Raw genomic sequence first — 15,773 nt, 5'->3', positions numbered from 1 at the left:
AAACAGAGTACAATGTACAACCTTGATCTAGCAACAATAGCATTAATTGCAGCAAATGTATTGGTTTCAATGAAAGGATTTAACGACCCAACCTTCTTTGAGCGGTACAAATTTAGTATTGGGGCCATTAAAGCAGGGCAAAAAGACCGCATGGCTACCTCTGGCTTTTTGCATGTAGATGTTTCTCATCTATTGTTTAACATGCTAACGTTGTACTTTTTTGCAGGAGTTGTAATCAATTGGTTCGGTCAAACTCAATTTCTTATAATTTATGCCGCTAGTCTTTTGGCGGGTAGTTTATTGGCTCTTAGTTTTCATAAAGATGAGCCATATTATTCAGCGGTAGGGGCGAGTGGTGCGGTAACCGGTATTTTATATGCCGCTATACTATTGCAACCAAATATGCAGTTGGGTATTATGTTTATTCCCATTCCGGTGCCTGCCTATGTTGTTGGTATCGGTTATTTATTATATTCTATTTATGGAATGAAAAAGAGATTAGGTAATATTGGCCATACCGCGCATTTTGGTGGGGCAATAGGTGGTTATGCCTGTACCTTGCTTTTCATGCCCAGTTTGCTACAGACCGATACTTTAATGGTGGGATTGCTGGCATTGCCTATTATTTTACTTTTTGTTTTAGGTAAAATGGGTAAAATTTAATTATTTCTCAAGTATTGTGATTTTTTCTGGTTCATGGGCTAAAATATAGTGCATTTCATCGGATTTCTCTGTGTATAGACAACAATACGGCAATTCGGGTCGTTATTGCCAAAACCCGAATTTATCATGAAATCAAACCTATCTATCAGAAAATCATGGCTAGTAACTATTTCGGCAGTATTTTTTATTGCAAGTTGTAGTGATGAAACCACAGTTTTTGAAAACCCCGAAGATAATTTAGTAACAGAAACAGATCAATCGAAGCTTACAAATAGTGTAAGTTTTGATGAAGCAGGTGTTTTGGATATATATGAAGACCCAGCCACCAGTGCAAAAAGATATAATGTCACAGGTAAAACAGAGGCTGCAGGTGACTATCCTTTGACCTTGGTGGCGCAAATTGCACCGCCGACATTTACGAATGGCGAAAATTTAGCGGCTACGCATGTAGCTTTAGATGGTGATTATGGCTATGTTTCATATAACACCGTTGGGCAGGATTATGTGGGCGCAATTGATGTTATCGATGTCAGCGATCCAAATAACCCAAGAGTTACGTCTCGAGTATATTATACGAATGCAGATTTAAATTCTATTGCATATGATAATGGATATTTATATGTTGCAGGTGGCGTAGATGCAGAGCAATCGGTAACCGCAACAGCAAACTCTTTAGTTGCTAAAATAGCAGTAAGCGGAGGTAGAATAAATACGTCAAATATTAGTTACGGCTTTCAAGAAGGTTTTAATGCAACAGATGTTCGTATTGTAGATAACGACGTTGTAGTAACTAGTGGTCAAGACGGTTTTGTGGTTGTCTATGATAAAAATGATCTAAGTGTCAAGAATGAGGCAGCTTTCGCAGATTTAAGGTCTGTTGCATATAATGGCAATGAAATAGCTGTTTTGGATGCCGCACAAGGCGTAAGCTTTTTAGATGCTAATCTAAATACGGCTAGAAGTATATCGATACAGTCCGATTTTGGAGTGGATGCCAAGCGTACATTAGATTTTTTAGGCGATAACATAATTGTCTCTGAAGGTACAAAAGGAGCTGGTGTTTATAACAGTGCATCCGGCAGTTTTGTTGAGTACTTACCAATTTTGACCAATCCTGAAAATGCGGAACCAGGAGAAATTGTAACTAACGGAGTTGCTGTAAACGACGATGTGCTTTTAATGGCCAATGGTGCTGGCGGACTCAGTCTTTCTGAAACAAAAGCTGATAATACTGTTGGTGTAGGCGTTATTGAGCTTACGGGCTCCATCAATTACGTGGCATCAAAGGATGATTACATATTTGCAGCTTCAGGAAAATCTGGATTTCAAATCATTAAACTGAATAGACCAAGTGAAAGTTTAGAAGAGAGATGTTCAGAACTGTCAAAATATTCTGGTAGCGCAAATCTGAACGTGAATAGCGGAGAAGAGTTGGCTTACAGTGGATCAAAGAGGTTTAATAATGTTAATATCAATGGCGAATTGTTGTTGTGTGGTTCTTGGACGGTTAAAGATGGCGTAGCTATTAATGCCAATGGCTTGTTTGAAATGAACGGTACCTTGGTTGTTGGTAGAAATAATCGTCAAAGAAATATAACCATCAATTCTGGTGCAACCTTAATTGTTGAAGGTGATTTGGTCATCTATGGTAATTTGGTACTAAATGATGGTGCTTCCATAGCTTTTTTAGGTGATGATTCTGTAGTTGCCGTTACTGGTGAGATAATTAAAAATGGTGATGTTGCCGTTTCGGGTAATTTTAATGACTATTACAACAAGTTTTAAGACTTAAATCAAGTTATAAAAAAATCCCCTAGGTTTCGCCTAGGGGATTTTTTATGAAATGAACTTAAAAATTAGTTCAGTAATTCTGCAACCTTGGCTTCCAATGCTGGTCCTCTTAGGTTTTTAGCTACTATTACACCGTTCTCATCAAGAAGAAAAGCGGCAGGTATAGCGTCTACATTATATAACTTAGCGATCTGATCATCAAAATATGCGATGTTTGAAATGTGGTTCCACTCCAAACCATCTTCTGCAATGGCTTTCTTCCAAGCTTCTTCTGTTCTGTCTAAAGAAACCCCTAAGATATTTAAACCTTTATCGTGGTATTTATTATAAACTGCTACAATGTTTGGGTTTTCAGCTCTGCATGGTCTGCACCATCCTGCCCAAAAATCTATAAGTGTAACTTTTCCCATTACATCTTTTAAAGCAAGTTCGCTACCATCTAAACTAGGTCCTGAAAATTCAGGAGCTTTTGCGCCGATACTTGAGTTTTTTCCCGCTTCTTCCGAGGCTTTTAGTTTTTCTATACCTTCTTGAACCTGCTTACCTGGTTTTGTGTTTTTGATGTCTTCAGACAATGTGTTGTAAATTTCTTCTACTTCTTCAAGACTAACAGCTTTTGTTGCGATAGCCCTGTCAAGAACCAATGCTGATATTAGTGCGTTAGGATTGTTTTTAACGTAATCCAGTTCAAAGGTTTTGTATTCCTCTTGCAATTCTTTCATTTCATCTTGAAGCGCGACTGCAGCTTCACCTGATGCAGATTTCATGTCTTGCTGAATAGATTGTGCTTGCATTGAAATTTCTCTAGACTGCTCCATATAATCGGCAAAAGCATCATTTTGAAAAGTACCGCTAATTTCTGCGAAGCCCATACTATCTCGTTGAGCATTGAATTGGATCTCACCATTTTCTAGAATAACCGCCGTATAACCTGGTAGTTGTTCTACGAAAATATAGTGCAGTTCTGGTATGTCTGATTTTCCTGTAAATGTAAATTCGCCATTAGTTGTAGTGGCGGTGTCTATATCCATTGGTTGGTTGTTCTCGCCAATCGTTTTTAGAAAAACTCGGGTGCCATCTGTTAATTCTCCTCTTAATTTTCCATTGAGGGTAAAGCTTTCCGGTTTAGAGTTACAGTTGAACAATAAAATTCCGGCAAGCAGTATTACAATACTATTTTTCATAAATTTCACTTAGGTTAAGTTACAAATGTACTTATATATAGGATATAAAAAAAGACCCTTAACGCAAGGTTAAAGGTCTTTATAGTAATGTGATTTTTGTGTTTAGAACTGATATCTAATACCTAGTCCGATATCAAAATCGAAATTATCCGAGAACCCATCATACCCTATAACACCTAATTCAGGTCTAAAGTCTAACGACAATATTAAAGGGATATCAAAGTTGTATTCGATACCGATATCACCGGCAGCAAAAACGAAAAGACCTCCATCGTCATCATTGTTGGGGTTTGTAGGGAAATCAACGCTTCCTAAACCACCACCTACACCGTAGTACCAATTAAAATCTCCTTCTATTGGTCTAACCCATTGGTAGAGTCCGGCTAATTTGAAAGCATCAAAATTTCTACTGTCTCTCCATCCTAGGTCGAACTCGGCCCTAGTGTATCTGGTCAATGATTTTTGGTAACTGATTTCAGCACCAAAGCCATCGCTGTCTCCTAATCTAAGTCCAAGTGCATGATCGGCAATATCTTGAGCCGATATTGAACATGTTGCTAGCAATGACAATGCAATAATACTTTTTAAAATCTTCATATAGTTATTGGTTTTTGTGATGAAAAATGAGCCTATTTATAATGTGGCTCACACAATAAAACTTAATTTAGCAATCAAAATTGTGTTACGTTGGATAATAATTTACTTGCAAAGTTAAGAGAAGATTTAGAGGGAGATGTGCAATTTGATAATCTTACCAAAACACTGTACGCTACCGATGCGTCAGTATATCGAAAAATACCATTAGGTGCGGCTTTTCCAAAATCCGTCGAAGATATTAAGAAGATTGTGCAGTTTGCGAATAATGAAGAAATTAGCATTATTCCAAGAACTGCAGGCACTTCTTTGGCAGGGCAATGTGTAGGTGATGGACTAGTGGTCGACGTGTCAAAACATTTTACTGAAATAATAAGTCTGGATCTAGAAAAGAAACAGGTAACTGTTCAGCCAGGGGTTATTAGGGACGAACTGAATCAGTATTTAAAACCGTTCGGTTTATTTTTTGGTCCGAATACATCGACATCCAATAGGTGTATGATGGGCGGTATGGTCGGCAATAATTCATCGGGGACCACCTCTATCCAATATGGGGTAACCAGAGATAAGGTCGTCTCTATGAAAACGGTATTGTCAGACGGTTCTATAGCGGAGTTTGGTAGCATAGCTACAGATGAGTTCAAGAAGAAATTACAAGAAGATACTTTTGAAGCTTTACTTTATAAAGAGGTGTATAAAGAGCTATCTAATAAAGATGTAGTTAAAGAAATAAAAGAGAATTTTCCTAAACCTGAAATTCATAGAAGAAGTACAGGTTATGCTGTAGATGAATTATTGAAAACCGATATTTTCGGAGGAGAATTGCCCTATTTCAATATGGCAAAACTGTTATGTGGTAGTGAGGGTACACTTGCATTTACTACAGAATTAACAGTGCAATTAGATACTTTGCCACCACCGCTTTCGGCTATGGTTGTTACGCATTACAACACTTTAGAGGATTGCTTAATGGATGTGGTTCCGGTAATGGAACACCCATTGCAATTATGTGAAATGATGGATAAGGTAATTTTAGATTGTACCAAGAATAATCGTGCACAGTTAGCCAACAGGTTCTTTGTGGAAGGGGATCCTGCGGCTTTGTTGATGCTGCAGGTATCAGCACATACAAAATTGGAATTGGAACAAGCAATAGCCGCTTTGCATGAAACCATTGAGAAATCTGGGTTAAGCTATGCGAATCCTGTTTTATACGGGGATCAAATTGCCAAGGCCATAGAGCTTCGTAAAGCAGGATTGGGTCTATTGGGAAATATTGTAGGTGATATGAAAGCGGTAGCCTGTATTGAAGATACTGCTGTGGCTTTACCGGATTTGAAAGATTTTATAGCGGAGTTTTCCCTAATTATGAAAGGTTATGGGCAAAGTGCCGTGTATTATGCACATGCTGGTGCAGGTGAGCTGCATTTAAGACCAATTCTTAATTTAAAGAAATCTGCCGATGTGGGCTTGTTTAGGGCAATTACTACAGATGTAGCTAAACTGACTAAAAAATATAGAGGTTCATTTAGTGGAGAGCATGGAGATGGTATTGTACGTGCTGAGTTTATCCCTTTAATGATCGGTGAGAAAAACTATGAGTTGTTAAGGCGAATAAAATCATACTTCGATCCCAAGGGAATTTTTAATCCGGGTAAAATAGTTGACGCTTATCCAATGGACAAGTCCTTTCGTTACGAGGTTGACCGAAAGGAGCCCGATGTGGAGACCTTGATGGATTTCTCTGATAGTGAGGGTATTTTAAAGGCTGCTGAAAAATGTAATGGAAGTGGCGATTGTAGAAAAACCGAAAAAGCAAAAGGAGGTATGTGCCCAAGTTATCATGCCACCAAAAATGAAAAAGATACAACTAGAGGTAGGGCAAATACATTAAGAGAATTTTTGACCAACCCAAATAGTACTGCTAAGAATAGGTTTGATAGTCCCGAAATTAAGGAAGCCTTTGACCTTTGTTTAAGTTGTAAGGCATGTGCAAGTGAGTGTCCCAGTAATGTGGATGTATCAACCTTAAAAGCTGAATTTTTATATCAATATCAAGAGGCAAACGGTTATTCTTTTCGTGGTAAATTGTTCGCTTATAATACAAAGCTGAACGGATTGGGCAGTAAGGTTTCTGGCTTGACCAATGCCGTGTATGATTCAAAATTACTTGGGGGACTTTTGAAAAAAACAAGTGGAGTTGCACAAGAAAGGAGCTTGCCAAAGGTTTATAGTTTTAATTTTGATAAACATCTTCAAAAAATTAGTAATCAAAAAGTTGATATAAATAAAAAGGTAGTTTTGTTTATCGATGAATTTACGCGTTACCTAGATATTGAAGTAGGGAAAGATGCTATAGAATTATTGGCGAAACTTGGTTATGATGTAGAGCTTTATTATGCAGAAAGCGGTAGAACATTCCTTTCAAAAGGCTTCTTGAAACAAGCTAAAAAACTAGCGGTTAAAAACTCCAAGGATTTGCAAAAATTTGCAGATGCAGGTTTGCCTGTATTAGGTTTAGAGCCTTCAGCAATTTTGTCGTTTAGAGATGAATACAAACGTATGACCGGTAATAGAGATATAGCACAGAAAATTGCGGATAATTCCTTTTTAATCGAAGAATTTCTGGCAAAGGAAATTGCAGAAGGTAATTTGAGTGCGTCGAGTTTTACCACAAAAGCTAAGGATATAAAGATCCATAATCATTGTCATCAAAAAGCATTGAGCAATCAGAAAGTGACTTTTGATGTTTTAAACTTGCCAACCAACTACAAGGTTACCATTATACCATCTGGTTGTTGTGGTATGGCGGGTTCATTTGGTTATGAGGAAGAGCATTACGAGACGAGTATGAAAATTGGTAGTCTTAAGCTATTTCCTGCAGTACAAAAATCATCGGAGGAAACTATTATTGCTGCCAACGGTACCAGTTGTAGGCATCAAATTTTTGATGGTACCAAAAGAATTGCTAAGCACCCGGTGAGTGTATTGAAAGAAGCTTTACTAGACTAAATATCGGTAAGACCGTCTTTTTCTTTTTTAGAATCCCTCTCCTTACGTTGGGTTATGGTAGCAATAAGCTCATTCATGTTCATGGACTTTAGTTCTTCGTCCATATAAAACGAAGCCAGTTTATCATTTTCGTATCGGTATAGTTTCCAACGTTTAAATGAATATTCAAGGGCAGTCATGTGTTTTACCCAGTCACCCGAATTTAAGTAGAGGCATTCACCTTTTTTGGTTTCGAACTGTTGTTTGTTCGGAGCATGGCTGTGACCGCATACGACATGATCGTAATGTTGGTTGATGGCCATTTTTGCTACATTGTTTTCGAATAAGGCTATTTGCTCGGGATCTCTTTCACCATAGTCTAATTCTGGGTTAGAAAATGGTTTGTTCTTCTTTCCGAACATGCCTAAAAACTTGGTTTTTAATTTTGCCAGTTTTAATAAGGTGTCAAACCCTGTTTCCCCAAAATTTAATAACCAATGTGAGTGTCTAAAGGAAAAGTCGAAAATATCACCGTGAAAAAAGAGCGTGTTTTTTCCATTTAGTTTTAAAGAAAGTCTGTTAGAAACCTGAATGGTACCCATATAAATATCATCAATCTTTCTTAAGGGTTCATCTTTATTGCCAGTAATGTAATGTACTACCGTTCCTTTGGCTGCTAAAGAAAATATTTTCTTGACCACTTTTAGATGAGAAGGAGGAAAGTAGTTATTGCGCATTCTTTTTGCGTCTAGTATATCACCGTTTAGAATTAGAATTTTCGGGTCGATACTACATAGGTATGTAAGCAATTCCTCAGCATGACAACCATATGAGCCTAAGTGAACATCAGATAGCACCGCTATTTCAAGACGACGTTTTTTCAAAGGGGATAAATTTTGGGTCAAAATTAAACCTAATGGTATACATGCCAATCATTTGGAGAGTCAATAATCTTTAATGATTAGGTTAATTAATCATTATCACAAAAGAGTAAGGTTAAGGTAATATTAAGCACTTTTTAAATTTTTCTTTCATGCATTTAACATTTACCTTTGAAGTCTGTGAATTTGTAGGTGTAAAAACCATACGTATTTAATAAAGAACATACTTATTATGGCCGGAAACAGCTTTGGGAATATTTTTAAGGTAACCACTTTTGGAGAGTCGCATGGTAGAGCCATTGGCGGAGTAATTGACGGCTGTCCATCAGAAATTGAATTGGATTTTGAGGCCATACAAAAAGACCTTGATCGTCGTAAGCCTGGTCAGTCTGCAATAGTAACCCAGCGTAAAGAGCCAGATGAAGTAGAATTCTACTCAGGCGTTTTTGAAGGTAAGACTACGGGTACACCCATTGGTTTTGCTATTCATAATACCAATCAGAAGTCAAAGGATTACGGACATATAAAAGATTCTTATAGACCATCGCATGCTGATTATGTTTATGATCAAAAATATGGCTTTAGAGATTACCGTGGCGGTGGCAGAAGTTCGGCAAGGGAAACGGCAAGTAGGGTAGTCGCAGGTGCCATAGCAAAGCAATTTTTAAAAGGTATAGAAATACAGGCCTATGTTTCTCAAGTAGGTAGTATGAATTTGGGTAAGCACTATACTGAACTAGATCTTTCTTTAACAGAATCTAATGCAGTTCGCTGTCCAGATGTGGCAATGGCCGCTAAGATGGAGGATTATATAAAATCGATTAAAAAAGAAGGTGATACCATAGGTGGAGTGATTACATGCGTTGCCAAAAATGTACCGATTGGTTTAGGAGAGCCTGTATTCGATAAATTACATGCGGAATTAGGTAAGGCAATGTTGTCTATTAATGCTGTAAAGGGCTTTGAATACGGTAGCGGTTTTGAAGGTGTAAAGATGAAAGGCAGTGAACACAATGACCAATTTAATTCTGATGGTTCTACAAAGACCAATTTTAGTGGAGGAATTCAAGGTGGTATAAGTAACGGAATGGATATTTACTTTAACGTTGCATTTAAACCTGTAGCCACGGTCATACAAGGTTATGAAACTATTGATAAAGAGGGTAATATGGTCAAAACGCAAGGTAAGGGAAGGCACGATCCATGCGTGGTACCAAGAGCTGTGCCTATCGTTGAAGCAATGACAGCATTAGTCTTGGCAGATTATACACTTCTCAATAGAACCATTAAATTATAGGTTCGTTTTTAGCACTTTTCCTAGCAAAATACTATCTTACTTCCCTAAACTAAATTTTTTATGAGGAAGCTTGAGTTGCATTGGCAAATTCTATTGGGGATGTTGGCCGGGGTTTTATTTGCTTTAGCAATGGTTCAATTCGAATGGGGACCAAAATTTATATCAGATTGGATCAAACCATTTGGAAACATTTTTATCAACTCATTAAAGTTAATAGCGGTACCCCTTATCTTGGGGTCTCTTATTAAAGGAGTATCCGATTTAAAGGATATTTCAAAACTCTCTCAAATGGGTGGCCGTACCATTGCCATCTACATCGGAACCACTGTTATCGCTGTTTCTATCGGTTTAGGGGTGGTGAACATTGTGAAACCCGGAGGCTCCATTACCGAACAGACAAGAACGGAACTTGTTGAAAACTACAGAGGCGATGCTGATGCCATAAAAACAAAAGCGGAAAAGCAAAAAGAAGCTGGTCCGTTACAGGCTTTGGAAGATTTGGTTCCCAGTAACATATTTAAAGCAGCTTCTGATAATGGTAATATGCTGCAGGTTATATTTTTCGCCATTTTCTTTGGTATTGGATTAATACTTATTCCGGAAGAACAAGCAACACCGGTTAAAAAATTCTTTGATGGATTCAATGAAGTAATATTGAAGCTTATAGATTTGATTATGTTGGCAGCGCCATACGGTGTCTTTGCTTTATTGGCTGCTTTAATAGTAGAATCGCCAAGTATGGATCTTTTTAAGGCTTTGGCTTGGTATGCATTCTGCGTAGTACTTGGTCTTACTTTAATGTTGGGTGTTTACCTAGTTTTGGTCTGGGTGTTCACCAAAACATCTCCAAGTAAGTTTATGAAAGGGATGTCACCGGCTCAACTTCTTGCATTTTCAACAAGTTCCAGTGCTGCTACATTGCCAGTTACTATGGAAAGGGTAGAAGAGCACTTGGGTGTTGATGAAGAAGTAACAAGTTTTGTATTGCCCATAGGTGCTACTATAAATATGGATGGTACAAGTTTATATCAAGCCATTGCCGCCGTTTTTATTGCACAGGCATTTGGTATGGATCTTAGTCTTTCAGCACAATTGGGAATTATTGTTACAGCTACATTAGCTTCGATTGGTAGTGCTGCAGTTCCTGGTGCAGGTATGGTAATGCTAGTCATTGTACTCGCCCAAGCGGGAATACCAGAAGCTGGTTTAGCACTTATATTCGCTGTAGACCGACCTTTAGATATGTGTAGAACGGTAATTAATGTATCTGGTGATGCCTCTGTATCTATGATGGTGGCGAAGTCGGTTGATAAGTTGCACGAACCGAAGGTTAAGAATTGGGACGACAACTATAAAAAATAATTGTTTTAATCATTGTACTTACGGTAGGCCGCAGTACTGAACATGAACAACCCGTAGCAAACCAACCCAGCGGCGACAAATCCCAATAAATATTTGCCATAAGCTTGATCTTGTATAAATGAAAAAGCTTCGGCAGTACCTTTTACTTGTTTGGAAGAGGCATTTAAACCAATTCCTGCTGCCAGAAAAAAATAGGAAATAATACTGGTGACTATGCCTCTTGATAGTAAACCGGCATAACCCATTCTTTTAATATATTTACGTGTGTTCAGTGATGTGACGGATTGTATGTCAAAGTTGTTAATGAAATTACCTTTATGGATCTTTATAAATTGATATACCGCTTTTATACCAAGCGCACATCCGATGATGATAAATATAAGGGAGCGGGTCGAAGTATTTAATTGAGTGTCTTGGCTATTGCTGCCAGTGCTATAAATAGAAAAGAAACCGAATGCATCAGCAATGGCAATTAAGCCTAGTGAGAGGTAAATAATTCCGCTTATGGAAAAACCAATTCGTTTTACCGCACCTTTAAAATCAGTTCCAATGCCTTCAGGGTCGTTTACACCTTGTATCGATCTCCAAATGCCATAGCAAATAAGTCCTAAGCCTAATAAAATTACAATGACAGAGCCTAAGCTTTGTTGTTCCAAATAATTAATAATTGAAATTTTACCTGCTTTTCTGCCTCCCATATTAAATGCGGATAAGAAAGCTAGAATTCCTGTAATAGAAAATACGATCCCTTTGGAAATGTAACCGCTAAGGGCAATTTTTTTTATCGTATCGTTCATTGTTGTTTATTTGAATAGATGGTATTAAGTATTTGTTGAAATTGGTGAATTGGATTTAGTTCTTTTTTGATTTATCATTCAACTTGTCGGCTCCATCGGCGGCGTCCTTAAAGTTTAAATCATCATCTGTAATATCTTTATAAGCCTGTATCCATGCATTTCTGAAAATTCGCGTAACTGTGGGCCAAATTTTTGTTTTGACACTATTAAGGTCTCCCTCAACAGGAATTTTAGTGGCGAGTGTATCTTGTTTATGATTCTTTAGGATGAACTTAAAAAAGCCAACAAAGCCTTCCCATAATGTTTTTAAGAATCCGTCGTCTTTACCTACCAATTTGGCATTTTTTAGAATAGGTTTAAAAGATCCTTTTAGGTATCCATCGGCAATGGCAAGTTCTCCGAACACATCGAACGAACCTTCGTCAAAATCAATTCCGGCGTAGTGGTTAGTAAAGTCGTTAAGGGCTGTTGCATTGGCATTTTCTAAACTAAAAGTAATATCCATGTCAGGTATTTCCTTTACTAGATTCATGTCGCCATCCAATACGACATCGCCATTACCTATTGAAGTTGCGGTCGCATGTATGCTAGAGGGTAGGGTTCTGCTTTTTTCTACTACGTTTCTCAGGTTGGTTGCAGATAATTCCACGTTAGAAAGGTGTAAATCAATGTTAGGGTCTGCTTGTAACTGTAAAAAAGCAAGTTTCCCATTTCGTACGGTTAAGCGGTTAATGTCAATAGGTACTAAGTCGGTTAATGCTTTGGTCCAATCTTCGGTATCCGCTTGACCTACGGTATCTTGTTGGTCTTCAAATACGTAAAGAACCTTAGGCTCTTGCATTTCTATTTCGCTTACAATTCTTCCATGCAAAAGGGCATTCCATTCAATAGAAATATCCGTTTTTTTAAAATCTAGAAAAGGAATTTCTGTATTACCATCTACTGTATTCAGGTACATACCGTGTATGGTGTATGCGCCACGTATGATCGATAGGTCTATGTCTTCTACCTGACCATAGTACCCTGGTAAGTCGGCAAGAACATTATTAACGTAATTTTTTACGAAAAATGGGAGGGAAAGTCGCAAGGAGATAAGAAGTATAACTATTATTATAGGTATTAAATATCTCTTTTTTTTATAAAGTTTCTTTTTCTCGGTACTCATCTTTATCAACACTAATTTCTAAGGTCGATAATATAAGTCATTGAATTTTAATGTATAACATTTAGTGCGAAATGGGGTAAAAGTAATTCTAATCGAATTAAAACCTAAAAACAAGCTCAAATTTTAAGAAGTCTAAATGAATTTGCTTTTCAGCTCTTCTGTAGGGATCATACAATCAGCCTTTTTACCGTACCATTTGTATCTGTTCTTAGCGATAAAATCGTATACGATATTGCGAAAGGATTCTGGTAACCATAGTAAAATGGAGGAAATTGTTCTAAGACCTTTCAAATTCTTACCAATTTCTAGAGCGGCGGTAGATTTTGTGTAATAGGCGACGTTTGGTTCTATTAAAATAATGGAATCAATTTCATTGGAGTCAATATTTCTTTCAGCCAATAACTTTTTTCCGGTTTCACTTTGTAGTGCAGCGTATCTGAATACGTCATTTTTATCTCGCTTAATAATAAACTGAACGCTACTATCGCAAAGATTGCAAACACCATCAAAAAGAATAATTTTCTTATTTATATCCACAGGATAAAATTAAAGGTTAATTCAAAAATTATTTCCTAACACCATTATAAAATTTGTTACAATATACTGTCAAATTTATATGTTGAATGTCGATGGAACAAAAAAGAAAGTCAACACAAAATCGTATATGATTTTTTGTAAGGTGTTGATTTTCAACGTTATTTTTTCTTTTCAACCATTTCTAGTTGGTCAACACTTACGTTGGTGGTAAAAATGCCATAATTTACGATTGCTTTTCCTTTTTCAAGGGAATCTATACTACCTACAGCTTTTCCATCTTGCATTCTTACTCGGTCACCAACCTTAAAAACCGGTCTTGGTTTATTCTTCTCTTTTATGATTGCTTTCTTTTTCTCAACCTTCTTTTTTTCGCGGATAACTTTAACCTCTTTTTGCACTTCTTGTGCTACTTTGGCTTTTTTTGTTCTCTCTAGTTTTGCTTGGTGGGCCGACTTCTTTTTCCTTTTACTGTTCTCGGTTTCTACAATACGTAAAAGCTCAGAAACCAAAGATCTTTTTTTGTTGTCTTGAAAATATTTATCAGCGGCTACATTCACTTTATTCCCTAACTGAATCATGCGTTGATCGTGATCATAGAGTTCTTGGTAATTTTCAAGCTTAGATTTGATTTTTGCGTTTAATTTCTCCAATCTCTGATTTTCTTCTCTGGCTTTATCCTCTTCCTCTTTTAATCTAGAGCCGGTTTGCGCCATCTTATTCCGTTCTTTCTGCAATTTTGCAATAGTGGCATCAAATCGCACCTTGCCACGTTCTATTTTCTTTTTTGCCTTATTGATGAGGGAGTAGGGTATACCGTTCTTTTGGGCAACCTCAAAAGTGAATGAGCTACCGGCCTGACCTAAAATCAATTGAAAGGTAGGCTCTAATGTCCTTCCATCAAATAGCATGTTGGCATTGGTTGCATGCGGTAATTCGTTAGCAAGGGCTTTTAGGTTTGCATAGTGGGTCGTTATTACCCCATATGAACCTCGCTCATAAAATACCTCTAAAAACGCTTCTGCCAAGGCACCGCCCAATTCTGGGTCACTACCAGTGCCAAATTCATCGATTAGAAATAAGGTATTGTTGTCGCATCGCTTTAAGAACTGGTTCATGTTCTTAAGTCGATAACTGTATGTACTTAAGTGGTTTTCAATACTTTGGTTATCTCCAATATCCGTTAAAATCTTTTTGAAGAAGCACACTTCACTTCGTTCATGTACAGGAATCAACATGCCGCTCTGAAGCATCACCTGAAGCAGGCCTATGGTTTTTAACGTTATACTTTTTCCTCCAGCATTTGGACCGGATATGACAATTATTCTGTTTTCCTGATGTAATTCAATGGTCTGTGGATATGTATTTTCACCTTTTCGTTTATTATTTAAAAATAATAATGGATGATAGGCTTCTCTTAGAAAAAGTTTATTGGTAGAATTTATTTTGGGTAGTAATGCGTTAATATCTTCTGCGTATCTGGCTTTTGCGGCTATTACGTCTATTTGTGTTAGAAAATTTTGATAATCGCTTAAAAGGGCTCTAAATGGTCTTATTTGAGCTGTTAGTTGCTTTAAAATGCGTTGTACTTCTTCCTTCTCTTCAAATTCTAGGTTATTCAGCTCTCTGCTATACTTTAAAACTGCCTCAGGTTCAATATAAACAATGCTCCCTGTTTTAGAAGTGCCCATTACGGCACCTTTGATTTTCTTGCGGTACATGGCCTTTACGGCTAATACACGTCTATTTTCCACGACAGACTCCCTGATCTCGTCCAAATAGTCCGACGCTTGATAAGTGTTAAGTGCCGAACCAAAGCTTTGACTGATTTTTCCTCTGACCGCATTAATCTGTCTTCTAATGGAGAATAATTGATCGGATGCACTGTCTTTTACCTCGCCAAATCTGTCTATAACGTTGTTTATCAGTCCTGGTATTTCTGTATTGGACTCTAGTTTTAGAGCATAATCATTCAGCAACGGGTAGTAATTCTTAAACTTTTTAAAGAATTTTTGATGTTGCACAACGGTTAAGCAAATACTGGCAATACGCTTAAAACCTTGGAGTTCTAATGTGGTATTTTCGATTTTCAATAACTTTAGGTCAGCATTGATACTATCAAAACCATGGTTTGGTATGCGGTTTTCGCTGACCATTGACGATAAATATTCCGCCGTTTTACCCAGTTCTATTTTTATGACTTCTTCTGTTATGAAAGGGGCGATATGCAACGCCGCTTCTTTACCCAACTCGGTATGGCACCTAGCCGATACTTGTTGTAATACTGAAGGAAACTCTAGGTCTTGTAATGTTTTGGAATGTATGTTGGCCACGTGATGTCTAAATAAGTTACAAAGGTACGCATTGCCGATGAAATCTAATAAGGCAAGGCACTTATAGCTTTATATGCGCTATTGCATTTTCATGGTAAAAAGAAAAATTATTGAATAGCGTTTAATTGGTTTTTATTTTTTGATTGGTGAATGTCATAATATTAAATTTGAATTTTAAAGA

The 15,773-nt window shown here is 37.3% G+C and carries 12 protein-coding genes; 5 read left to right on the top strand and 7 right to left on the bottom strand.

The genetic code is table 11. The features are described from left to right. Positions 1 to 12: 12 nt before the first annotated feature. On the top strand, positions 13 to 663 hold the full coding sequence (locus EXIGUO8A_RS17475) for a rhomboid family intramembrane serine protease (protein WP_116769194.1): 651 nt from the start codon (positions 13 to 15) through the stop codon (positions 661 to 663). 126 nt (positions 664 to 789) lie between these two features. Next, the gene (locus EXIGUO8A_RS17470) at positions 790 to 2,448 is read left to right on the top strand and encodes an LVIVD repeat-containing protein (RefSeq protein WP_236564514.1); all 1,659 of its coding nucleotides are present in this window, start codon (positions 790 to 792) and stop codon (positions 2,446 to 2,448) included. Between the two features lie 71 nt (positions 2,449 to 2,519). Here the strand turns inward: EXIGUO8A_RS17470 and EXIGUO8A_RS17465 are convergent, their stop codons facing one another. Continuing rightward, the gene (locus tag EXIGUO8A_RS17465; RefSeq protein WP_159304162.1) at positions 2,520 to 3,638 is read right to left on the bottom strand and encodes a TlpA disulfide reductase family protein; all 1,119 of its coding nucleotides are present in this window, start codon (positions 3,636 to 3,638) and stop codon (positions 2,520 to 2,522) included. Positions 3,639 to 3,740: 102 nt separating this feature from the next. Next, positions 3,741 to 4,235, bottom strand: coding sequence for a hypothetical protein (locus EXIGUO8A_RS17460; protein ID WP_159304161.1), 495 nt, complete (start codon positions 4,233 to 4,235; stop codon positions 3,741 to 3,743). A gap of 90 nt (positions 4,236 to 4,325) precedes the next feature. On the opposite strand from EXIGUO8A_RS17460, the gene EXIGUO8A_RS17455 reads away from it, so the two are divergent. Then, a complete protein-coding gene (locus EXIGUO8A_RS17455; RefSeq protein WP_159304160.1) occupies positions 4,326 to 7,244 on the top strand; it encodes an FAD-binding and (Fe-S)-binding domain-containing protein in 2,919 nt (972 codons plus the stop codon). Here EXIGUO8A_RS17455 and EXIGUO8A_RS17450 read toward each other — a convergent pair. Then, positions 7,241 to 8,107 carry a UDP-2,3-diacylglucosamine diphosphatase gene (locus EXIGUO8A_RS17450; RefSeq protein WP_159304159.1) on the bottom strand — a complete coding sequence of 289 codons (867 nt, stop codon included), beginning with the start codon at positions 8,105 to 8,107 and terminating at the stop codon, positions 7,241 to 7,243. The genes EXIGUO8A_RS17455 and EXIGUO8A_RS17450 overlap by 4 nt on opposite strands. 229 nt (positions 8,108 to 8,336) lie before the next feature. Here EXIGUO8A_RS17450 and aroC point away from each other — a divergent pair, with 229 nt between their 5' ends. After that, complete coding sequence (gene aroC, locus EXIGUO8A_RS17445; RefSeq protein WP_116769190.1) at positions 8,337 to 9,401, top strand: chorismate synthase; 1,065 nt, start codon at positions 8,337 to 8,339, stop codon at positions 9,399 to 9,401. Positions 9,402 to 9,461: 60 nt separating this feature from the next. Next, on the top strand, positions 9,462 to 10,763 hold the full coding sequence (locus tag EXIGUO8A_RS17440) for a dicarboxylate/amino acid:cation symporter (protein ID WP_159304158.1): 1,302 nt from the start codon (positions 9,462 to 9,464) through the stop codon (positions 10,761 to 10,763). A 5-nt stretch (positions 10,764 to 10,768) separates the two neighbouring features. Here the strand turns inward: EXIGUO8A_RS17440 and EXIGUO8A_RS17435 are convergent, their stop codons facing one another. The 4 genes from EXIGUO8A_RS17435 to EXIGUO8A_RS17420 all read right to left on the bottom strand — a co-directional run bounded on the left by EXIGUO8A_RS17435 (position 10,769) and on the right by EXIGUO8A_RS17420 (position 15,592). After that, positions 10,769 to 11,560 carry a DUF1206 domain-containing protein gene (locus EXIGUO8A_RS17435; RefSeq protein ID WP_159304157.1) on the bottom strand — a complete coding sequence of 264 codons (792 nt, stop codon included), beginning with the start codon at positions 11,558 to 11,560 and terminating at the stop codon, positions 10,769 to 10,771. 55 nt (positions 11,561 to 11,615) lie between these two features. Next, positions 11,616 to 12,725 (bottom strand): DUF748 domain-containing protein, encoded by a 1,110-nt coding sequence (locus tag EXIGUO8A_RS17430; protein WP_159304156.1) that lies wholly within the window; start codon positions 12,723 to 12,725, stop codon positions 11,616 to 11,618. 132 nt (positions 12,726 to 12,857) lie between these two features. Continuing rightward, on the bottom strand, positions 12,858 to 13,262 hold the full coding sequence (locus EXIGUO8A_RS17425; protein ID WP_159304155.1) for a thiol-disulfide oxidoreductase DCC family protein: 405 nt from the start codon (positions 13,260 to 13,262) through the stop codon (positions 12,858 to 12,860). A 158-nt stretch (positions 13,263 to 13,420) separates the two neighbouring features. Further along, positions 13,421 to 15,592: an endonuclease MutS2 gene (locus EXIGUO8A_RS17420; RefSeq protein WP_159304154.1), complete on the bottom strand. Its 2,172-nt coding sequence runs from the start codon at positions 15,590 to 15,592 to the stop codon at positions 13,421 to 13,423. Positions 15,593 to 15,773 lie beyond the last annotated feature (181 nt).

It is taken from the genome of Maribacter litoralis (genome assembly GCF_902506355.1).
In the GTDB taxonomy this organism is placed as follows: domain Bacteria; phylum Bacteroidota; class Bacteroidia; order Flavobacteriales; family Flavobacteriaceae; genus Maribacter; species Maribacter litoralis.
This window is presented reverse-complemented; position numbering and strand designations above follow the sequence as displayed.